A 19871-nucleotide genomic window follows, 5' to 3' on the forward strand; every position below is an offset into this window, starting at 1 on the left:
TAATCACCATGCAAGAAGACATCGACGCACCTGCCCGCAAGCGGGCCCATAACCTGGCCCATGATCTGGTGAGCAAACTGACCCAGAGCATCTTGCTCGGCCAGATGCTGCCGGGGGACAAGCTGCCGTCGGAGAACTCGATTGTTCAGGAGCATGGCGTCAGTCGCACGGTGGTGCGCGAAGCAATCTCGAAGTTGCAGGCCTCGGGGCTGGTGGAAACCCGTCATGGCATCGGCACTTTTGTTCTCGAGCGTGCCCCGGATCAGGGGCTGCGACTGAATGTCGATACCGCGCTGGGCGTGCGCAGCATTCTGGAGTTACGCATGGGCCTGGAAACCCAGGCCGCGGCGCTGGCGGCGGTGCGTCGCACAGACCAGCAGTTGGCGCAAATGCGTGAAGCGCTGGATGACTATCAAAGCCTGTTGGCCAACAACGACAGTTGCGTCGAGGCGGACAAACTCTTCCATCTGCTGATCGCCGAAGCCACCGGCAACGTGTGTTTCACCGAGATCATGCAGCACCTGGGCAGCGCCATGATCCCTCGGACCCGCGTCAATGCCGCCGAGCGCGGGTCGGCGGATTTGAGCAAGCTCGGGCAACTCGCCAACCTCGAACACGAGGCGATTCTCAACGCCATCAAACGCCAGGATCCAGATGCGGCGCGGGCGGCGATGTGGTTGCACCTGACTAACAGTCGTGACCGCTTTTCGGCCGATCGGTAGCCGCCGTTGGTCTCCTCGATAGCACCCCTTTTGCAGGCTCGTCTCCAACCTGTACGGCCCAGATTCGCTGGACCTCATCAGTGAGGTGCGTCATGGCTTACGATCAAATCCTTCAGGGTGGAACTTCCGATAACGACCCTGACAGACCCATTCCCGATATGGACGATCCGTCGATGGATCAAGACGCACCACCCGGCATGGACCCATCGCGAGACCCGGCCAATACGGACGTTGATCGCCCTGAAGACTGGAGGGACCCGGCTCTGGATCCGGCTGTGGATGACGACATTCCCGCGCCGGATGACGAAACGCCATTGTCCGACGACAGGCGATAAACGGAACCCGGCCGATGCGCCGGGTTTTGTGGTTGCAGGTTTATCGCGTCATCGTTCTTCGCGGGCAAGCCTCGCTCCTACAAAAGCACCACCCCTCCCCGTAGGAGCGAGGCTTGCCCGCGAAGGCGCCAGACGCAGCAACACCAATCAGTGATCAAACACTGGCCACCTGGATCCCAAAAAACCGCCGTTCCAGATTCAACGCCAACACGCTGACCAGCACCACCACCGCGCCTACCAATACCATCAACGTCGGCTGCTCGCCCAGAGCAAAAGACGCAATGGCCATGGCCGTCGGCGGAATCAAATACATCGTCATCGTCGCTCGGCTCAAATCCACATGAGCCAACACAAACGCCCAGGCCAGGTAGGCAAGGGCGCTGGGAAACACGCCCAATGCAACCACTGCCCATTGCACATGAAGCGGCGCACTGACGATTTCGCTGGCCAGCCCCGGCAAATAAACCAGCAACAATGCCGTCCCCGACCAAACGGTGTAGCAGACCAGCGTCAACCCGTCGTAGCGTCCGGACTGATGTTTCTGCAACGCAAAGTAGAAGCTCCAGGACACCGCTGCGAGCAAAATCAGCAAGCCGTGAGCGTCGATGCTCCCCACGCCATGATCACCCGCAACCACAATCACCACGCCGGTCAAACCGAGAAACACGCAGCCCCAGCGCCACACGCTCACCCGGTCCTTGAAGACGAAACGTGCCAGCAGCGTACTGAACAAGGGCGTAGTTTGCGCGAGCACACTGGACGCCCCGGCGCTGACCCCTTGCTGGCCGAAATTCAGTGCGACGTGATGCAGGCTCACGGCAAAGAAACCGAGGACGATCAGCAGCGGCCAGTCGCGAATGTTCGGCAGGCGGATGCCTCGGAATACGGCGACCACCGCCATGAACACCGAGGCCACCAAAAACCGCAGCAGCGCCAGATGGCCTGGATCATAGGCCTGCAAACCGATATGAATACCGGTCGGAGAATACCCCCAGCAAGCGACGACAAACGCCATCGCCAGAATGACTTTGACGGAGTGATGAGAGGCGGGTGTGAGTGGCTTCATGGTCGGGCACCTGTGGGCATATGCACCGAGTATCGGAAGCCTGATCGTTCGCCACAACTGACTTATACTGCGTCAACTGTTCACTTTGGGTGATGTATGGAGCTGGCGCAGATTTGCATGTTCAAGACCGTCGCCGACGTCGGAAGTATCGCCCGGGCGGCCGAGTTGCTGCACTGTGTTCCGTCGAACATCACGGCCCGCATCAAGTCGCTGGAAACCGAGTTGGGTGTCGCATTGTTTCTGCGCGAAGGCCGAGGGTTGCGAATCAGCCCGGCGGGGCAGACCTTTCTGGCTTACGCCGCGAAAATTCTCGCGCTGACGGCTGAAGCCAAACGCGCGCTGGACCCTTCGGCCGAGCCCTCCGGGCCGCTGCGCATTGGTGCTATCGAATCGTCGGCGACCGGTCGATTACCGCGCTTACTGGCCAAGTTTCACAAGCGCTATCCGGGCGTTGCGCTGGAACTGACCACCGGCAGCTGGGGACAATTGCTCGATGACACGCTCAATCACCGACTCGACGGCGCGATCGTCGCGGTGGATGTCGAGCGCTCACACCTCAAGCGCACGCCGATGTACCGCGAAGAGCTGCTGCTGATTGCGTCGACATCGTTAGGGCCGGTGCGCGATATCGCCGATTTGCGGGACAAGACCGTCTTCATGTGGCCTCAGGGTTGTCCTTACCGGGCGGCGCTGGAGCATTGGTTGTTGCGTCAGGGCCAGGCATTGCCGATCGTCAGCCTGGCCAGTTATGGCGCGATTGTCGGCTGCGTCAGCGCCGGGGCCGGCGTCGCGCTGGTGCCCAAAGGGATCTTCGATCAGTACGCCAAAGGGGCAGGGTGTGCGGGGTACGAATTCCCCGAATTGACCGCCATCGACAACCTGTTTTACTGGCATGAAAACGCCGGCGTTCATCCGGCGCGAGAGGCGTTTGTGGCGATGTTGCGGGAGGAGTTCGCCTGACTATTTGTGGTGAAGCAGCTTACTGTGGCGAGGGCTTGCCCTACATAGCGGTAAATTAAGACGCAGACCCTATGGGAGCGTGGCTTGCCCGCGAAGAACGATGACGCGTAATACCTGAAAAACCGCGGTGCATTCTTCGCGGGCAAGCCACGCTCCCACAGGGTCTCGTCGCTCAAATTATTTAGCTCGCACCCACATCCCGCATCAACAACCCAAAGCGCAAATCCACCGCATCCGGTATCGGCAAATACACCGTGTGCCCATCCCCCGGCGCCACTTCAACCGCCTCGCCTTTGACGTTCTGCAGCTGATGCAAATCGAAGTGAAAGTTGCCCTTGGGCGTCATCAATTCCATGTGGTCGCCCAGACCAAAGCGATTCTTCACCCGCACCTCGGCCAGCCGATCCCGGCGTTCGCCAGTCAGCTCGCCCACGAACTGCTGGCGCTCTGAAACCGAGCTGCCGTTCTGGTAATTCTGATATTCGTCATGCACATGCCGACGCAGAAAACCTTCGGTGTAGCCTCGTTGGGCCAGGGATTCCAGGTCGGTCATCAAGCTGCGATCAAATGCTCGGCCAGCCACCGCATCATCGATCGCGCGGCGGTAAACCTGGGTGGTGCGCGCGCAATAGAAGTGCGATTTGGTTCGACCTTCAATCTTCAATGAATGCACGCCCATCTGTGTCAGGCGCTCGACATGCTGGACAGCTCGCAGGTCTTTCGCGTTCATGATGTAGGTGCCGTGTTCATCCTCGAATGCCGGCATCAGTTCGCCCGGGCGATTGGCTTCTTGCAGCAGGAATACTTGATCGGTCGGCGCACCGATGCCCAGGGTCGGTTCGGGCTGGAACTGCTGAACGATTTCACCGAGCTGATTTTCGCTGGCCGGTGTCGCCGAGTATTTCCAGCGACAGGCGTTGGTGCAGCTGCCCTGATTGGCGTCGCGCTTGTTCATGTAGCCCGACAACAGGCAGCGCCCGGAATAGGCCATGCACAACGCGCCGTGGACGAACACTTCCAGTTCCATCGTCGGGACGTGCTGGCGGATTTCGGCGATCTCTTCCAGCGACAGTTCGCGGGACAGGATGATCCGGCTCAAGCCCTGTTGCTGCCAGAACTCGACGCTGGCCCAGTTCACCGTGTTGGCCTGCACCGACAGGTGGATCGGCATCTGCGGAAAGTGCCGGCGCACCAGCATGATCAGGCCGGGGTCGGACATGATCAGCGCATCCGGCGCCATGGCAATTACCGGTTCCAGATCCTTCAAGAATGTTTTGAGCTTGGTGTTGTGCGGGGCGATGTTCACCACCACATAGAAGCGTTTGCCCTGAGCCTGGGCTTCGGCAATGCCAAGCGCGAGGTTGGCATGATCGAATTCGTTGTTACGCACCCGCAGGCTGTAGCGCGGCTGGCCGGCGTACACCGTATCGGCGCCGTAGGCGAAGGCATAACGCATGTTTTTCAGGGTGCCGGCAGGGGCGAGCAGTTCCGGGGGCGTAAGCGTCATGGCGCAGGTCATGGCAGTGTCGATCGCAAAAGCCGGCAAGGGTAAGCGGCTTGTCCGCGGGGTTTATTGATCTGGATCTATGCTTGATGAACAAACGGATGGCACTCGCGCGCGCCGTGGCGGACTAAACATCAAGACGCGCGTTGGCGCTCCTGCGCACTGACATGGATCGGACATGAACGAAACGAAACTGCAAAACACCTCGCTGATGGTCTTGCTGACGCTGGTGAGCATCGCCTTCATCTGGATTCTGCTGCCGTTTTACGGCGCGGTATTCTGGGCGGTCATCCTCGGCATTCTGTTTGCGCCGTTGCAGCATCAGCTGCAACGCAGGTTCGGCTGGCCCCACAACCTGACGGCCCTGTGCACCTTGATTCTCTGTGTACTGATCGCGATCTTGCCGGTGATCACGATCAGTACCTTGCTGGTTCAAGAAGGCGCGGCGCTGTACAACAGAATCGAAAGCGGTGAGCTGGACATTGCCGGCTATGTGTCGCAGTTCAAACAAAGCCTGCCGCCGTACGTTCAGTACTTGCTCGATCGTTTCGGCTTGGGCGAGCTGAGCGGCCTACGGGAAAAAATCATCAAGAGCACGATGCAAGGCAGTCAGTTTGTCGCGACCAAGGTGTTCAGTTTTGGACAGGGGACGTTTGAGTTTGTAGTGGGCTTTTTTGTCATGCTGTATCTGCTGTTTTTCTTCCTGCGAGACGGGGCCGAACTGGCGCGCAAAGTACGTGCGGCGATACCGCTGGAAGACAACCAGAAGCGCCGTTTGCAACTCAAGTTCAATCGCGTGGTGCGAGCCACAGTGAAGGGCAATGTGGTGGTGGCGATCACACAAGGGGCATTAGGCGGTTTTATTTTCTGGTTTCTGGACATCCCGAGCGTGCTGCTCTGGGCAGTGTTGATGGCGTTCATGTCACTATTGCCAGCGGTAGGCGCGGGGATCGTCTGGATACCGGTGGCGGCGTATTTTCTGTTCAATGGCGCGATCTGGCAAGCTACGGTGCTCACCTTGTTCGGAGTGTTCGTGATCGGACTGGTGGATAATGTCCTGCGACCAATTCTGGTGGGCAAAGACACTAAAATGCCTGACTACCTGATCCTCATTTCGACCGTGGGTGGCCTGGCGCTTTTTGGCCTGAACGGTTTTGTCATCGGGCCATTGGTCGCTGCACTGTTCGTGTCGAGCTGGGCGATTTACGTCGATTCCAAGCCCAAGGTTCAGCTGCCTTAAGCGCTGAGCTGGCCGGAGCCGATACGTTGCGACAAGGCCTGGGCGGCGGGAAGCGAGGTGAGCGGGCCGCTGATCGGTTCGCCGTCCTGCATAAGATACCAACAAGCGAGCAATCCTCGCGCTCTGAGCGGTGCGGGAACGGCGCTGCCGATAACAGACATTATCTGGACTTGAGTCATAAGTACCTCCATTAATCTATGGAGGCCACCTTACGGATCGGACGCTTGAACGGACAATCAACGCTTTCGATAGTCGTCATTGATGCCAATGAGTCCTGTGGTCAATCCACCACTTGATCGAGCATATGCACGACTTCCTGCTCATTGAGCAGGCCTTTGCGCACCAGGTTTTCTGCCAGCAGCGAGAGAAATTTTGCGCTGCGGTGACCTTCCAGGTGCTTGAGTTCGGTCAGTGCGTTGTACACCTTGCTGGAAGTGCACAAGCCGACAATGCGATGCGGGTTTTGTGTGGGCATGAAGTCGTCCTTGTTTTTATCAACCTGTTGTTTACGGACAGGCCCAAGCTTGCGGACCGGACATGACATAAATATGAACAACTTTACCTGCCGGGACTGTCCCGACAGCGACCTTGACGAGATTTATTCAGACTTCGTCCAGCCAGTGGTCACAAAAAGGCCCCGCAATAAAAGCGGGGCCTGATGAGCGTGTTTACCAGCGGTCGCCACGATAATAACCATGGGGAGGGCCGTAATAGCCGCGTGGTGGACCATACCCGCGTGGCGGACCGTAATAGATCGGTGCCGGGCGGTAGTACATCGGTTGTTGAACGTAGACCGGCGCCGGTTGGTAATAAACAGGCGGTGGCTGCACGTATACCGGTTGTGGCTGAATGTACACCGGTTGCTCCACATAAATTGGCCGATCACGACCGATAATTGCTGAGCCGATGATTGCCGAGCCGACGATCGCACCAAACACAGCCGGACCTTCCCAGCCACGACCACCTGCTTCTGCCTGCCCTGCGATAGCGAGAGCACCGATCAGCAAGGCTACTGTGGGGATTTTACGGATCATGATAAGTCCTCGGTTCTTCGACCCGGCGCTCGCGTCTGCAATAGACACAAGTTGTCGCGGGGATACTTCTAAGACAGTTTTTTTTAAAAAATCAGCACAGCCGTTGGGTAAATTTTGTGTAAGGTCTGTACCGGCTTCTTTACGGCTGTGTGCCAGGTGCAGACTGGCTTTTATGATCAATCAGAACCGGTGGAGTGGCTAATCCCGTCCATCCGAAAGTGCTATTGAAGGAGATTCCAATGCAGATGAACCCCAACAGAGACACTCAGCTGTGCATGTCACTCTCGGGGCGCCCCGGCAACTTCGGCCTGCGGTTTCATAACCATCTGTACGAACAACTGGGCCTGAATTTCTATTACAAAGCCTTCAGCAGCCAGGACTTGCCGGGCGCTGTGGGCGGCATTCGCGCCTTGGGTATTCGGGGTTGCGGGGTTTCAATGCCATTCAAGGAGGCTTGTATTGCGTTGGTCGATGAGCTGGATGCATCGGCTGAAGCCATTCAATCGATCAATACTATCGTCAACACCAATGGCCATCTCAAAGCCTATAACACCGACTACATCGCCATCGCCCAGTTGCTTGAGACTCATCAGGTTCCCAAGGATTCGACCTTTGCCCTGCGCGGTAGCGGCGGCATGGCCAAGGCTGTGGCCAGTGCCTTGCGCGATGGCGGCTACAAAAACGGCGTGATTGTGGCCCGTAATGAGCGCGCCGGGCGTGCTTTGGCTGAATCGTTGGGTTATTCATGGCAGGCGGAACTGGGGAGCCAGCGCCCGCAGATGCTGATCAACGTCACGCCCATTGGCATGGCCGGCGGGCCGGAAGCGGATCAACTGGCGTTCGAGCCTGACGCTATCGCTGCGGCTGAAACTGTATTCGATGTGGTGGCGATCCCCTCGGAAACCCCACTGATCGTGCGCGGTCGTGCTGAAGGCAAACGGGTGATTACCGGGCTGGAAGTGATTGCGATCCAGGCGTTGGAACAGTTCGTGCTCTACACCGGTGTGCGGCCGACCGATGAACAATTCCAGAAAGCCGTGGCGTTTGCTCGGGGCTGATCATCCCGATTTTCTATTGAATGTACCGGCCCCTTCGCGGGCAAGCCCGCTCCCACAGGTTCAGCGCTGATCTTGTGGGAGCGGGCTTGCCCGCGAAGGGGCCGGCACATCCTGCATCAATATGACTGACAGACCGTTGGCGCTGACCTTTGTGGGAGCGAGCTTGCTCGCGATTGTTGCGACTCGGTCTCCTGCCAATCCCCACTCACTTGCCCACGAATATCCCCCGCCTATACTGGCCACCAGCAAGCGCAGATTTGCTCTCCAGCCACCGTGACCGAGGTTTTCATGCATCCCGCCATTCTCAACCTGGATCAGGCCGAACTTTTACCGCTGCCCGAAGAGTTTGCTCCCACCGGAGACGCTGCCGGCCGCTATCAACAACGCTTTGCCCGCATGGGCCAGCAACTGGGCGCGCAAAAGCTGGGTTATCGGTTGTACGCCCTGGAGCCGGGCATGCGCGGCAGTCCTTTTCATAGTCATCGGGTCAACGAGGAGATGTTCTACATCGTGGCCGGGGAAGGCGAGGTTCGCCTTGGCACCGAACGCTTTGCGATCCGCGCCGGTGACGTGATTGCCTGCCCGGCGGGCGGTCCTGAAGCCGCGCACCAGATCATCAACACCAGCAGCGGCGAGTTGCGCTACCTGGCGGTCAGTACCCAGCAATCGCCGGATATTTGCGAATACCCGGATTCCGGTAAATACGTGGTGATGGACGACTTCAAGGTCGATGCCGAGGGCAATGCTTCGGGCTTCGTCGCGGTCGCCAGGCAGGCCGATGGCGTGGATTATTGGGACGGTGAGTAGCTATTCAGGGTTGAACGCATTCTTGGGCAGCTACCGAGCCTGCGAGGCTGCGTTCGGCTACGCAGTAGTCGTGAATTCAGACGACTCAGTGCTTCAGGAAAACCGTGTATGCAGGGTTTACGACTGCTTCGCAGCCGAACGCAGCCTCGCAGGCTCGGCAGCTGCTACAGGCGAACGCAGCAGCTGCTCAGGTGCGGATTATTCGAGGCGTGCCAAGCGCTCTTCCAGCGCCGCAATCCGCGCTTCAAGCTCTTCGATTCGCTCAACCGACACACCGCCACTAGTGCTACGTTCCGCCGGATTCTGTCGGGCTGCCAGGATCGCGTCGATCTCCGCCGGATCACCCAGCGCATGCATGTAACGGTCTTCGCGCTGGCCGGCCTGACGCGGGATCAACAGCGCCAGGCCTCTGGCGATCAAGCGTTCCAGTTGGTGCACCACCTGCTCGGCATCTTCGAAGTCATGCATGCGGCCGCTGCGGGTCAGCAGTTCGTTGACCGTCTGCGGGCCGCGCAGGAACAACAGCCCGAGCAGAATCACCTGCGCCGGCACCAGTTCCAGCGCCTTGTCGACCCGATGCTCCCAGCGGTCGGCACGGCTGCCCATCACCAGTCTGGTAAAACCGCGACCTTCCAGAACGCGCAGGCTCTGGCCAACCTGGCCCTGGCTGAGGTTCATTACCGGTTCGCGGCTGGTTTTCTGGTTGCAGGCAATCACCAGCGCATTGAGCGTCAGCGGATAGGTTTCCGGGCTGGTGGCCTGTTTCTCGATCAACGAGCCCAGAATGCGGATTTCCGTGCTGTTGAGCCGCGGTTCGTCGGAGGTCGTTTCTTGCTCAGTGCTCATCGCGCTTTTCCCTATGCAGTCGAAGCATGCAGTCGAAGCCGCCTAGCCTAATCCTTGCAGGATAAAAGACAAGCCGCTGGGTGGCCGGGCATGGCTATAATCGTTCCACATTTTTACTCCTGTCACCACACGAGACCATCATGACTATTTCCCTGTACGCCGCTTCCGTTCCGGTTTTCCAGCAAATGCTCAACGCCCTGAGCAACAACCTGAGCAAGGCCGAAGCCCACGCTACCGCGAAAAACATTGACCCGAACGCGTTCCTGCAAGCCCGTCTGTACCCGGACATGTTCCCGCTGGTGCGTCAGGTGCAGATCGCCGTTGATTTCGCCAAAGGCGTTTCGGCGCGTCTGGCTGAAGTCGAACTGCCGAAATATGACGACACCGAAACCACCTTCGCCGAACTGCAAGCGTTGATTGCCAAGGTCCTGGCCTTCATCGGCGAGATCAAACCGGAGCAGATCGACGGCAAGGAAGGCATCGAGATCGTTACCCGTCCAGGCACCCCTAAAGAGAAGCGCTTCACTGGCCAGGCTTACCTGCTGAGCTACGGTTTGCCGCAGTTCTTCTTCCACGTCACCACTGCTTACGCATTGCTGCGTCACAACGGCGTGGAAGTGGGCAAGCGCGATTACATGGGCGCGTTCTAAACCACCCAGGTACAAAAAAGCCCGCCAAGGTGTAAGCCTTGGCGGGCTTTTTCGTTTTGCCTTCGGCGAAGGCGTACTTGAGATCGCTTTCGCCGGCAAGTCGGATCGCCGCACCGCTGGCTCCTACAGGTGCGTTGTTAGGCCAAACGCTGAGCTTCCCGGGCTTTCTGGGTCTTCTGTTCCTCACGTAGGCACGCCGCCGCAGTGAACAGCACGTCGGTGGAGGAATTCAGCGCGGTTTCCGCCGAGTCCTGCAACACACCGATGATGAAGCCGACCGCCACCACTTGCATGGCGATTTCGCTCGGGATGCCGAACAGGCTGCACGCCAGCGGAATCAGCAACAGCGAACCGCCGGCCACGCCCGAGGCGCCACAGGCACAGATCGCCGCGACGATGCTGAGCAGGATGGCTGTCGGCACATCCACGGCGATGCCCAGGGTGTGCACGGCGGCCAGGGTCAGCACGGTGATGGTGATCGCGGCGCCGGCCATGTTGATGGTGGCGCCGAGCGGGATCGACACCGAATAGGTATCTTCGTGCAGGCCCAGGCGCTTGCTCAATTCCAGGTTGACTGGAATGTTCGCCGCCGAACTGCGAGTGAAAAACGCAGTGATGCCGCTCTCGCGCAGGCAGGTGAGTACCAGCGGGTACGGGTTGCGACGCAGCTTCCAGAACACAATGGCCGGGTTCATCACCAGCGCCACGAACAGCATGCAGCCCAGCAACACGACCAGCAGATGCATGTAACCGATCAAGGCACCGAAACCGGAGGTGGCGAGGGTCGAGGCCACCAGGCCGAAAATCCCCAGCGGCGCAAAGCGAATCACCAGGCGCACGATCAAGGTCACGCCATTGGACAAATCACCCAGCACCTCGCGCGTCGTCTCGCCGGCATGGCGGATCGCAACGCCCATGCCGATCGCCCAAGCGAGAATGCCGATGAAGTTGGCGTTCATCAGCGCGCTGACCGGGTTGTCGACCACGCTGAGCAACAGACTTTGCAGCACTTCGCTGATGCCGCCCGGTGCGGTCACGGCCACATCCTGGGTAGCCAGCACCAGGCTCGACGGAAACAGCGTACTGGCGATCACCGCCACCACGGCCGCACCGAAAGTGCCCAGCAAATACAGAAACAGAATCGGCCGGATATGGGTTTCCTGGCCGTGCTTATGGTTGGCAATCGACGCCATGACCAGCACGAACACCAGAATTGGCGCGACAGCCTTGAGCGCCGACACGAACACTTTGCCAATGAAGGCGGTGGACTTGGCCAGCTCAGGCGCGAACAACGCCAAGGCAATCCCGGCGATCAGGCCGATGATGATTTGCGTGACCAGGCTGCTGCGTTTCAGGCGTTGCAAGAGAGAAGGGGATGAAGCGGTCATAACGGCATCTCTGATTTTATTAGGGTGCAGGGTTCTGCTCATGCAGCAAAAAGCCGGGCAGGCCACATGGAGAGAACCGAAGGGTCGCTACATCAATGCCAATGAATGGCCGATGAGCAAAGTGTAAGTACCGCGGGCCGCGGACTTTATCACAGCGTAGCCGTGATCCTTCAGACCTGTGACGATCTGCCACCCGATTGCTCAACGCGATTTGCAGGTTCGTGCAACCTCGTCCGGAAACACTCTGTTAAGCTTCGCCCTCCTCATTTTCATGTTCCGCCAGCGAGCCTTCAGGCTGTCGCTGGTGTCGTCGTTTCTCTGGAGTTCTGCATGCTGTTGCCCATTCTTCTGTTGTCCGCCGCCGGTTTTACGGTGCTGACCACGGAATTCATCATCGTCGGCCTGTTGCCGGCAATCGCCCGTGATCTGGACGTCAGCATCCCTCAAGCGGGTTTGCTGGTGACCCTGTTCGCCTTTACCGTGGCCGCTTTCGGACCGTTCCTGACCGCCTACTTCGCCAGGTTTGAACGACGCAAACTGTTTATCAGCGTGCTGATCATGTTCGGCCTGGCCAATACGCTGGCGGCATTGGCGCCGAACATCGGGGTGATGGCCATTGCCCGATTGATTCCGGCGCTGGGGTTGCCGGTGTTCTGGGCATTGGCCAGTGAAACGGCGGTGGACATCGTCGGGCCGGAGTACGCTGGGCGGGCCATCTCCAAGATCGGTTTCGGCATCGTCTGTGCCACGGTGTTCGGCATTCCGGTGGGTACGCTGATCTCCGATGCATTCGGCTGGCGCAGTGCCTTTGGCATTCTGGCGGTGATCGCGTTTGCCAAGGCGCTGCTGCTGTTTATCTACCTGCCGAAAACCAACCTGCACCAGCATCAAGTGAGCTTCCGCTCGCAGTTCAGAATCCTGCGCAGCCCGTTGATGCTGGGGCATGTGCTGTTATCGATCCTCGTGTTCAGCGGCATGTTCACCGCTTACACCTACCTGGCGGACATTCTTGAGCGGCTGGCCGGTTTCAACGGCACCGTGGTCGGTTGGTGCCTGATGGGCTTCGGTGCGGTCGGCTTGATCGGTAATTCGTTGGGCGGTCGCGCGGTGGATCGACATCCGCTCATCGCTTCAGTGACGTTCTGTGCCTTCATGATCGCCGGCATGGTGGCGCTGGTGCCGAACATTCATTCACCCCTCGGTCTGGCGGCAGCGATGGGGATCTGGGGCGTGACTCAGGCCGCGCTGTTCCTGGTCAGCCACGTGCGCCTGATGAAGGCTGCACCTGAAGCTCCGGCCTTTGCTGCATCGCTGAACATCGCCGGGGCCAATCTCGGAATCGGTCTGGGCGCGATGGTCGGTGGGCGGGTGATCGACAGTGTGGGCCTGGGTGGCCTGGGTTTCGCGGCGGCGGGTTTTATCCTTGTCTCGATCCTGTTGGCGATGGCGCTGATGACCTTCAAACCTCGCGAAATCTGCGCCTGATGCCTCACATCTCGACGAACAACTCGCGTCGGGCACCTTCGGTAATGGCGACAATGCCGGGGTGCTTGACCTTGCGTTCCACCGAGATGGCGTAGAACGATTCGCGCACCGCGTCGGTCTGGCCAATCACCTCCACGCCATATTGGCGTTTCACTTCGTCGGCAATCACGCTCGGGCCGATGAATATCCCACTGCCGGATTGGCCGAAGGCCTGCATCAAGGCACTGTCGTCGAACTCGCCGACAATCCGCGGCTGGATCTGCTGTTCGGCAAACCAGCGTTGCAAGCGACTACGCACCACGGTTTCCGGTCCGGGAATCAGCAGCGGGGCGCCGTGCAGGCTGCGGGGGAAGTCCTGGCCATATCGCGCCGCCAGCTCAATGGTGGCGAAGAAGCTGATACCGCATTCACCGAGTTTCTGGCTGTAGCCCTTGATGTCCAGATTCGAGGGCATCGGGCTGTCGGAGATCACCAGATCAAGGCGTTGAATCGCCAGGTCGGCAAGCAAGCGTTCCAGTTTGTCTTCGCGACAGGTGATACGCAGCGGTTCGTTCAACTCCATGGTCGGCGCGATCAGGCGATAGACGATGGATTTGGGCACCACGTCGGCGACGCCCACCCGAAACAGAATCTGTTGCTCATTGGGCTGCGCCCGCAGCATCAACTCCAGCTCGCCACCGAGTTGAAACATCTGCTCGGCGTAGGGCAGGGTCTGACGCCCGGCTTCGGTGAGTTCCAGCTGCCGGCCGACCCGGCGAAACAACTCGATGCCATAGGTTTGCTCGAGCAGGGAAATCTGCCCGCTGATGGTCTGTGGCGTCAGGTTCAACTGCTCACAGGCGCGCACGATGCTCCCGGTCTTGGCCACCACCCAGAAGTAGTGCAGCTGCCGATAATTCAACATGTTGGTGAAATCCCCTGTTCACATCACATCATCCCGTAGGAGCTGTTGTAGGAGCTGTCGAGTGAAACGAGGCTGCGATCTTTTGATCTTGTTCTTTAAAAAACAACATCAAAAGATCGCAGCCTCGTTTCACTCGACAGCTCCTACGATTCGTTAAAACCGAAGTATAGCCGCTAAAAATACGAATTTTCCTGAAGTGTTTGCTTCCTTAGAATGCCTCGCTATCGACGGATCGCCATTCGGTTCTGTCTGTTCTATCGAGGAATGCATCATGAAGCTTAAAACCACGGCGCTGCTGATAACGTCTTTACTGGTGTTGGCCGGTTGCGACCAGGCCGAGAAAAGCGCTCAACAATTGATGGGCAAGGCTGCCGAAACCGCCAAACAGGCGATTGACGACACTCACAAAGCGGCCGAGCAAGCGTTGAGCGATGCCACGGGCGGTTTGATCAGCAAGAAAGAACAATCGGCCAAAGAGACGGACAAAACCGAATCTTCGTCCCAGGAAATCTAAACCGTCTACAAACGAGTCAGGACTGACCCATGGAATACCTTTTAGAACTTGCTGCAAGCCCCACCGCGTGGGTCGCCCTGGCCACGCTGGTGGTGATGGAAATCGTGCTCGGCATCGATAACCTGATCTTCATCTCGATCCTCACCAACAAGCTGCCCGAACAGCATCGCCAGAAGGCTCGGCGCATCGGTATCGGCATGGCGTTGATCTTGCGCCTGGGCCTGTTGAGCACCATCGCATTCATCGTCCAGCTGACGGAGCCTGTGATCGAGATTCTGGGCCAAGCGTTCTCCTGGAAGGACATGATCCTGATTGCCGGTGGCCTGTTCCTGTTGTGGAAGGCGACCACCGAGATCCATCACAGCATGGACCCGGCGCCGGATGATCCGATGTCGGCTACCTCGACCGTGACCCTGGGCTTTGCCGCCGCGATCGGTCAGATCCTGCTGCTGGACATGGTGTTCTCCATCGACAGCATCATTACCGCTGTCGGCATGACCGAGCATTTGCCGATCATGATCATTGCGGTGGTGGTGTCGGTACTGGTGATGTTGCTGGCGGCTGACCCTCTGGCCAAGTTCATCAACGACAATCCGACGGTGGTGATGCTGGCGCTGGGCTTCCTGATCATGATCGGCATGACGCTGATCGCCGAAGGTTTTGGCGCCCACGTACCGAAAGGCTACATCTACGCGGCCATGGCGTTCTCGGCCACGATCGAAGGCTTGAACATGCTGTCGCGTCGGTCCAGGCAGAAGCGCATCGCCGCTGAAGCTTAACCTTCGTTAAACGAAACGGCCGCCTGAACTCGAAAGAGTCCAGGCGGCCGTTTTTGTTTGGAGGACCGAAAAAGCGTCGGTCAGTGCGCGGTGGCGGGGCGTGCAGCCGGCTGATCGGTTTTCGCCACAGGCGCCGATTGAACCGGGTGGTGATGGTGGCGGCGGGTAATACGCAAAACGCCCCACAGCATGGCGGCCGCCACGGCCAGCCAGCCGGAAATCAACATTACAATGGTCATTGTCAGGCTCATCAGTGCCTCCTCTTTGCCCTGCATCGGGCACACACTCTTCCTTGGTAAGTGACAGTTTAGCCGCTGCTGTATTTCAGGCTATTGACCAAAGGTCGTCCGTCACCAACCAGTTCGCTCTATCGAATCCAATCAACTGCCGGTTAAGGCTATACCGCTGCCGCGCGGCATCCTATGATCGACGGCCAAGCCGGGAGTGCGGATACCTGGCGTCTGAACAAGAGAGTGATGATGGTGCAGGTATTTTCTCGAATTCGATCTTTGGTGCTGATCGTTGGCTGCATCGCCGGCTTGGCGGGTTGTGCGGGGAGCGTGGCGCCTGAGATCAAACGTCTGCCAGAGCGCGTCGAACTCAGCGGTACGTTTTACCGAGGGCAAAGTTATCAAAGCGGCCCCCAGGTGCTGGCCAGCCTGTTGTCCCGGCAGGGCATCGTGATCACCCCGGGGTTGCTCGACAAACCTCTGCATTTGCCGGGTGCCGAAGACCGCTTGCAGCAAAACATGCAGAACCTCGCGCGCGAGTACGGGAGGGTGGTCTATCCCCTCGACAGCCAATTACCGGCGCTGCTGGCCCAGGTTGCTGCCGGTTATCCGGTAATGGTGCGCTTCACCGAAGGCTCGGCGTTTTGGGCGGAACCCCGATACGCCATTCTCGACGGTTACAACCGTCAGAAGCAGACCGTGCTGCTGCGCGCCGGGATGAATCGTCGGTTGCTGATGGGGTTCAGCGCCTTTGAGTCGGCATTCGAAAATGCCGGCGGTTGGGCCGTATTGATCCAGAAACCGGACCAGATTCCGGCCAACGTCGATCAGCAGCGCTGGCTGAAAGCGGCGAGCGATCTTGCCCAGTCCGGTCAAGAGCAGGCGGCAGCCCGGGCGAAAAAAGCGTTGAGCGCGCAGTAGTTTCCGTTCGTCATCTTGTGGGGCACCACTCAGGGTTATTGGCCTCTTATGTAAAGGGCCCGGATTACATGCCGGGTCGTGACCAGGAGGCGCCCATGGCTCATTCCAATACTCCCACTGGCCCGCACTCATCCGAGCATTCGTCCGATAATGAGTTGGGGTTCGACCCCGATTCTCCGGACCTCGCCGATCCGCAGGTCGATCCCATCGGGCCTGCCAAGGCGCCCAGGGATGTAAAACCGGGTGAGGCGGGCAAGAAGGCTCCCGCGAAGCCTTACGATCCACTTGGCGATCTGAAACCCAAGTCCTAGTCAGAGGTGCATATGTCTACCGATTCGAGCTTCGACGACAAACGTCCAGATCCTCCAGACAGTGTTCCAACAACCCCCGAAGGGGATCTGGATCCGGTGATGGATCCGGACAGCCCGTTACGGGACCCGTTGGCCAGACCAACCGTGGTACCGACAAAGCATCCGCAGGGTTGGAAAGACCCGAGTGCCGGTGATGGCATTCCGGATGACGATCAGATGCCGTTGCCCAACGATTAATTGCGGACAAAAAAAGCCCCGAATATCGGGGCTTTTCGTTTGCAGAGGTTTTGATCTTACTTCGACGCTTCAATCACACCGCTCTGGCGATGTTTGAGGTTCTTGTCAGACTTGTACTGCAGGGCAACGGACGGCACGTTGGCGCTCTTGCCGGTTTCCATCCAGCTGCGAATCCGGTTCGCATCGGCAAAGTGCGTGTACTTGCCGAAAGCATCGAGGATCACCAGTGCAACCGGACGGTTGCCCATGTGGGTGACCAGCACCAGACAATGCCCCGCTGCGTTGGTAAAACCGGTCTTGGTCAGCCTGATATCCCAGTTGGGCTTATTGACCAAATGATCGGTATTGCGAAAGCCCAGGCTGTAGTTGGGTTTACGGAATCTGACGGTTTTTTCCTTGGTGGTGCTCAGCTGAGTCAAGAGCGGGTGCTTGTGTGCGGCGATCAGCAGTTTGCTCAGATCACGGGCGGTGGACACATTGCGAGGGGAGAGGCCGGTCGGTTCGACAAAGTGGGTGCTGGTCATTCCCAGCGCTTTGGCTTTGGCGTTCATGGCGGCAATGAACGCGACATAGCCGCCCGGATAGTGATGGGCCAGCGTCGCGGCAGCACGGTTTTCCGATGACATCAGGGCAATCAGCAGCATTTCCCGGCGCGGCAATTCGCTTTTGAGTTTGACTCGGGAAAACACGCCTTTCATTTCAGGGGTGTCGCTGATGTTGACGGAAAGGTATTCGTCCATGTTTTGCCGGGCTTCTACCACCACCAGGCCGGTCATCAGTTTGCTGACGGACGCGATTGGCACTACGACGTCAGGGTTGCTGGCATAGATGACTTTGTTGGTTTGCATGTCCATCAGCAAAGCGCTGCCGGAAGCGATCTTCAGTTGTGAAATGTCTCGAGGGGCGGCGGTGGTTTCTGCGGCGTTGATCGTTGGCGCGGTGAAAGTCCCTGTAAATGCAAAAAATAGGCTCAGGATTGAAAGACGGATTTTCACGCTGGCGGACTCATAAAGGGTGGATATGCCGTTCTGTAACGGGCTGTTTCTTTAAAAAGCGACGCATTTTAGGAGTATGGCTGAAGAACTGTCGATGGTTGTTCGATGTTCAGCGGAAAGTGCCTGGAAACAGGCTTTTCCGGCGGATGGTCGAGCTTTTTCCGCCGGCAAAAAGAACCCCGCGATCGCGGGGTTCTTCAATGCGGCGCTGCAAGCGGGCATGAACTCAGCCGTGCAGTGTTTCCGCGGCGTACAGCGTGTTTTCCAGCAGGCAGGCGCGGGTCATCGGGCCAACGCCACCCGGAACCGGCGTGATCCAGCCGGCGCGGGGCAGGGCGGTTTCGTAGATCACGTCGCCGACCAGCTTGCCATCTGCCTGGCGATTGATACCGACGTCGATCACGATCGCGCCTTCCTTGATCCACTCACCTTTGACCAGGCCCGGCTTGCCGGCGGCAACCACCACCAGATCGGCGCGACCGACATGGCCCGCCAGATCTTTGGTGAAGCGGTGGGTAACGGTCACGGTGCAACCGGCCAGCAGCAGTTCCATCGCCATCGGACGGCCAACAATGTTGGAGGCGCCGACAATGACCGCGTTCATCCCGTATAGATCGGCACCGGTGCTTTCCAGCAACGCCATGATGCCTTTAGGTGTGCACGGACGCAGCAGCGGAATGCGCTGGGCCAGACGGCCGACGTTATAAGGGTGGAAACCGTCGACGTCCTTGTCAGGACGAATGCGCTCCAGCAATCTGGAGGCGTCCAGGTGTTCAGGTAAAGGCAGCTGAAGCAGAACGCCATCAATCGCCGGGTCGTCGTTCAGGCGATCGATCAGGTCGGTCAGTACTTCTTGAGTGGTTTCGGCAGGCAGGTCGTAGGCTTGGGAAAGGAAGCCGACCTCTTCACAGTCTTTACGCTTGTGCGAGACATAAACCTGAGAGGCAGGATCGCTGCCGACCAGGATCACCGCGAGGCCGGGCGTGCGCAGGCCTTGCTGGCGACGCTCGGCGACTCGTTTGGCGATCTGCTGGCGCAGGCTGGCGGCGATCGATTTGCCGTCGATTAGTTGTGCAGTCATTGCGCGTGATTAACCATCGAGAGGGGAAAAAAAGAGAGCGCATTCTCGCATGTCATGAGGTGAGGGCAAAGGCGCTTGGTCTGCAAAATCCTCTAACCCCTTTAATTAAATGAATTTTTTATAAAAAGGATTTGACGCCCTCTGGGGGGCTCTATACTATTCGTCGCACTTGTCGGGCACAGCCTAGCACTGGTTGAGAAGGTCGAGCAGAATCAAGGTTTTGCAAGACTGAAAAGCACTTAGTTTGTAGTCCTTCAAGGTTACAGCTAACAAGGCGCCCGTAGCTCAGCTGGATAGAGCATCCGCCTTCTAAGCGGATGGTCGCAGGTTCGAGTCCTGCCGGGTGCGCCATTAGGCAGCTTTGGCACAAGTAACGCGATATGGTGGGCGTAGCTCAGTTGGTAGAGCACGGGATTGTGACTCCCGTTGTCGTGGGTTCGATCCCCATCGTCCACCCCATATTTCGAAAGGCGCCAGATTTAACGGTCTGGCGCCTTTGCTTTAACAGCTTCAATCCGCGGATGTGGTGGAATTGGTAGACACACTGGATTTAGGTTCCAGCGCCGCGAGGCGTAAGAGTTCGAGTCTCTTCATCCGCACCAAATAAAGCTTCGCTCATGCCGATGGCATGATTGGGGCTCAGCAAAGAAGTTGTTCATTCTTTGTAACGCAATATGGTGGGCGTAGCTCAGTTGGTAGAGCACGGGATTGTGACTCCCGTTGTCGTGGGTTCGATCCCCATCGTCCACCCCATATTTCGAAAGGCGCCAGATTTAACAGTCTGGCGCCTTTTTTGTTTCAGCG

24 protein-coding genes and 4 tRNA genes are annotated in these 19871 nt (G+C 58.4%); 17 read left to right on the forward strand and 11 right to left on the reverse strand.

The features are described 5' to 3' along the window. Positions 1-8 precede the first annotated feature (8 nt). Both NHU87_RS00495 and NHU87_RS00500 read left to right on the forward strand, forming a co-directional pair. A complete protein-coding gene (locus tag NHU87_RS00495; RefSeq protein ID WP_253544780.1) occupies positions 9-722 on the forward strand; it encodes a FadR/GntR family transcriptional regulator in 714 nt (237 codons plus the stop codon). Between the two features lie 92 nt (positions 723-814). Next, a complete protein-coding gene (locus NHU87_RS00500) occupies positions 815-1057 on the forward strand; it encodes a hypothetical protein (protein WP_253544781.1) in 243 nt (80 codons plus the stop codon). 154 nt (positions 1058-1211) lie between these two features. On the opposite strand, the gene NHU87_RS00505 is transcribed toward NHU87_RS00500, so the two are convergent. After that, positions 1212-2123: a DMT family transporter gene (locus NHU87_RS00505; RefSeq protein WP_253544782.1), complete on the reverse strand. Its 912-nt coding sequence runs from the start codon at positions 2121-2123 to the stop codon at positions 1212-1214. Between the two features lie 96 nt (positions 2124-2219). On the opposite strand from NHU87_RS00505, the gene NHU87_RS00510 reads away from it, so the two are divergent. After that, positions 2220-3083 (forward strand): LysR substrate-binding domain-containing protein, encoded by an 864-nt coding sequence (locus tag NHU87_RS00510; protein WP_253544783.1) that lies wholly within the window; start codon positions 2220-2222, stop codon positions 3081-3083. Between the two features lie 181 nt (positions 3084-3264). Here NHU87_RS00510 and trhP read toward each other — a convergent pair whose 3' ends face one another. Next, the gene (trhP, locus tag NHU87_RS00515) at positions 3265-4590 is read right to left on the reverse strand and encodes a prephenate-dependent tRNA uridine(34) hydroxylase TrhP (RefSeq protein ID WP_253544784.1); all 1326 of its coding nucleotides are present in this window, start codon (positions 4588-4590) and stop codon (positions 3265-3267) included. A gap of 175 nt (positions 4591-4765) precedes the next feature. Between trhP and NHU87_RS00520 the strand changes: the two genes are divergently transcribed. Then, the gene (locus NHU87_RS00520) at positions 4766-5827 is read left to right on the forward strand and encodes an AI-2E family transporter (RefSeq protein WP_253544785.1); all 1062 of its coding nucleotides are present in this window, start codon (positions 4766-4768) and stop codon (positions 5825-5827) included. Here NHU87_RS00520 and NHU87_RS00525 read toward each other — a convergent pair. The 3 genes from NHU87_RS00525 to NHU87_RS00535 all read right to left on the reverse strand — a co-directional run bounded on the left by NHU87_RS00525 (position 5824) and on the right by NHU87_RS00535 (position 6861). Beyond that, positions 5824-6006 (reverse strand): hypothetical protein, encoded by a 183-nt coding sequence (locus NHU87_RS00525; RefSeq protein WP_253544786.1) that lies wholly within the window; start codon positions 6004-6006, stop codon positions 5824-5826. The two genes, NHU87_RS00520 and NHU87_RS00525, sit on opposite strands and share 4 nt — an antisense overlap. Positions 6007-6107: 101 nt before the next feature. After that, on the reverse strand, positions 6108-6302 hold the full coding sequence (locus tag NHU87_RS00530) for a hypothetical protein (RefSeq protein ID WP_018925407.1): 195 nt from the start codon (positions 6300-6302) through the stop codon (positions 6108-6110). Between the two features lie 193 nt (positions 6303-6495). Then, on the reverse strand, positions 6496-6861 hold the full coding sequence (locus tag NHU87_RS00535; protein ID WP_253544787.1) for a hypothetical protein: 366 nt from the start codon (positions 6859-6861) through the stop codon (positions 6496-6498). Positions 6862-7100: 239 nt separating this feature from the next. On the opposite strand from NHU87_RS00535, the gene NHU87_RS00540 reads away from it, so the two are divergent. Then, positions 7101-7919 (forward strand): shikimate 5-dehydrogenase, encoded by an 819-nt coding sequence (locus tag NHU87_RS00540; RefSeq protein WP_253544788.1) that lies wholly within the window; start codon positions 7101-7103, stop codon positions 7917-7919. A 288-nt stretch (positions 7920-8207) separates the two neighbouring features. After that, on the forward strand, positions 8208-8726 hold the full coding sequence (locus NHU87_RS00545; protein ID WP_253544789.1) for a cupin domain-containing protein: 519 nt from the start codon (positions 8208-8210) through the stop codon (positions 8724-8726). Between the two features lie 198 nt (positions 8727-8924). Here NHU87_RS00545 and NHU87_RS00550 read toward each other — a convergent pair whose 3' ends face one another. Next, positions 8925-9572, reverse strand: a complete 648-nt coding sequence (locus tag NHU87_RS00550; RefSeq protein ID WP_253544790.1) for a YceH family protein — start codon at positions 9570-9572, stop codon at positions 8925-8927. A gap of 140 nt (positions 9573-9712) precedes the next feature. On the opposite strand from NHU87_RS00550, the gene NHU87_RS00555 reads away from it, so the two are divergent. Next, entirely contained in the window at positions 9713-10222 is a 510-nt protein-coding gene (locus NHU87_RS00555; RefSeq protein WP_007901777.1) for a DUF1993 domain-containing protein, read from the forward strand. Positions 10223-10359: 137 nt separating this feature from the next. On the opposite strand, the gene sstT is transcribed toward NHU87_RS00555, so the two are convergent. After that, positions 10360-11610 carry a serine/threonine transporter SstT gene (gene sstT / locus NHU87_RS00560; protein ID WP_253544791.1) on the reverse strand — a complete coding sequence of 417 codons (1251 nt, stop codon included), beginning with the start codon at positions 11608-11610 and terminating at the stop codon, positions 10360-10362. A gap of 330 nt (positions 11611-11940) precedes the next feature. Between sstT and NHU87_RS00565 the strand changes: the two genes are divergently transcribed. Next, positions 11941-13095 (forward strand): MFS transporter, encoded by a 1155-nt coding sequence (locus NHU87_RS00565; protein WP_253544792.1) that lies wholly within the window; start codon positions 11941-11943, stop codon positions 13093-13095. A gap of 4 nt (positions 13096-13099) precedes the next feature. On the opposite strand, the gene nhaR is transcribed toward NHU87_RS00565, so the two are convergent. Then, positions 13100-13999 (reverse strand): transcriptional activator NhaR, encoded by a 900-nt coding sequence (nhaR, locus tag NHU87_RS00570; RefSeq protein ID WP_253544793.1) that lies wholly within the window; start codon positions 13997-13999, stop codon positions 13100-13102. 271 nt (positions 14000-14270) lie between these two features. Between nhaR and NHU87_RS00575 the strand changes: the two genes are divergently transcribed. Further along, entirely contained in the window at positions 14271-14513 is a 243-nt protein-coding gene (locus NHU87_RS00575) for a hypothetical protein (protein WP_253544794.1), read from the forward strand. Positions 14514-14542: 29 nt separating this feature from the next. Next, the gene (locus NHU87_RS00580; RefSeq protein ID WP_253544795.1) at positions 14543-15292 is read left to right on the forward strand and encodes a TerC family protein; all 750 of its coding nucleotides are present in this window, start codon (positions 14543-14545) and stop codon (positions 15290-15292) included. Between the two features lie 80 nt (positions 15293-15372). On the opposite strand, the gene NHU87_RS00585 is transcribed toward NHU87_RS00580, so the two are convergent. Then, positions 15373-15543 carry a hypothetical protein gene (locus tag NHU87_RS00585; RefSeq protein WP_253544796.1) on the reverse strand — a complete coding sequence of 57 codons (171 nt, stop codon included), beginning with the start codon at positions 15541-15543 and terminating at the stop codon, positions 15373-15375. Between the two features lie 171 nt (positions 15544-15714). Here NHU87_RS00585 and NHU87_RS00590 point away from each other — a divergent pair, with 171 nt between their 5' ends. From NHU87_RS00590 to NHU87_RS00600, 3 genes are all read left to right on the forward strand, one after another. Then, positions 15715-16443, forward strand: coding sequence for a peptidase C39 family protein (locus NHU87_RS00590; RefSeq protein WP_253544797.1), 729 nt, complete (start codon positions 15715-15717; stop codon positions 16441-16443). A 95-nt stretch (positions 16444-16538) separates the two neighbouring features. Continuing rightward, positions 16539-16754, forward strand: a complete 216-nt coding sequence (locus tag NHU87_RS00595) for a DUF6021 family protein (protein ID WP_253544798.1) — start codon at positions 16539-16541, stop codon at positions 16752-16754. A gap of 12 nt (positions 16755-16766) precedes the next feature. Next, positions 16767-16991: a hypothetical protein gene (locus tag NHU87_RS00600; protein ID WP_253544799.1), complete on the forward strand. Its 225-nt coding sequence runs from the start codon at positions 16767-16769 to the stop codon at positions 16989-16991. A 56-nt stretch (positions 16992-17047) separates the two neighbouring features. On the opposite strand, the gene pbpG is transcribed toward NHU87_RS00600, so the two are convergent. Continuing rightward, positions 17048-17986 (reverse strand): D-alanyl-D-alanine endopeptidase, encoded by a 939-nt coding sequence (gene pbpG, locus NHU87_RS00605; protein ID WP_253544800.1) that lies wholly within the window; start codon positions 17984-17986, stop codon positions 17048-17050. Positions 17987-18212: 226 nt separating this feature from the next. Continuing rightward, the gene (folD, locus tag NHU87_RS00610; protein ID WP_253544801.1) at positions 18213-19067 is read right to left on the reverse strand and encodes a bifunctional methylenetetrahydrofolate dehydrogenase/methenyltetrahydrofolate cyclohydrolase FolD; all 855 of its coding nucleotides are present in this window, start codon (positions 19065-19067) and stop codon (positions 18213-18215) included. A 274-nt stretch (positions 19068-19341) separates the two neighbouring features. On the opposite strand from folD, the gene NHU87_RS00615 reads away from it, so the two are divergent. From NHU87_RS00615 to NHU87_RS00630, 4 genes are all read left to right on the forward strand, one after another. Next, a tRNA-Arg gene (locus NHU87_RS00615) sits at positions 19342-19418 on the forward strand. Positions 19419-19450: 32 nt separating this feature from the next. Continuing rightward, positions 19451-19526, forward strand: a tRNA-His gene (locus NHU87_RS00620). A gap of 58 nt (positions 19527-19584) precedes the next feature. Next, positions 19585-19669: transfer RNA gene (locus tag NHU87_RS00625), tRNA-Leu, on the forward strand. A gap of 75 nt (positions 19670-19744) precedes the next feature. Further along, a tRNA-His gene (locus NHU87_RS00630) sits at positions 19745-19820 on the forward strand. The last annotated feature ends 51 nt before the right edge of the window (positions 19821-19871 follow it).

Origin of the sequence: Pseudomonas mandelii (genome assembly GCF_024138395.1) — a bacterium.
GTDB lineage: Bacteria > Pseudomonadota > Gammaproteobacteria > Pseudomonadales > Pseudomonadaceae > Aquipseudomonas > Aquipseudomonas mandelii_E.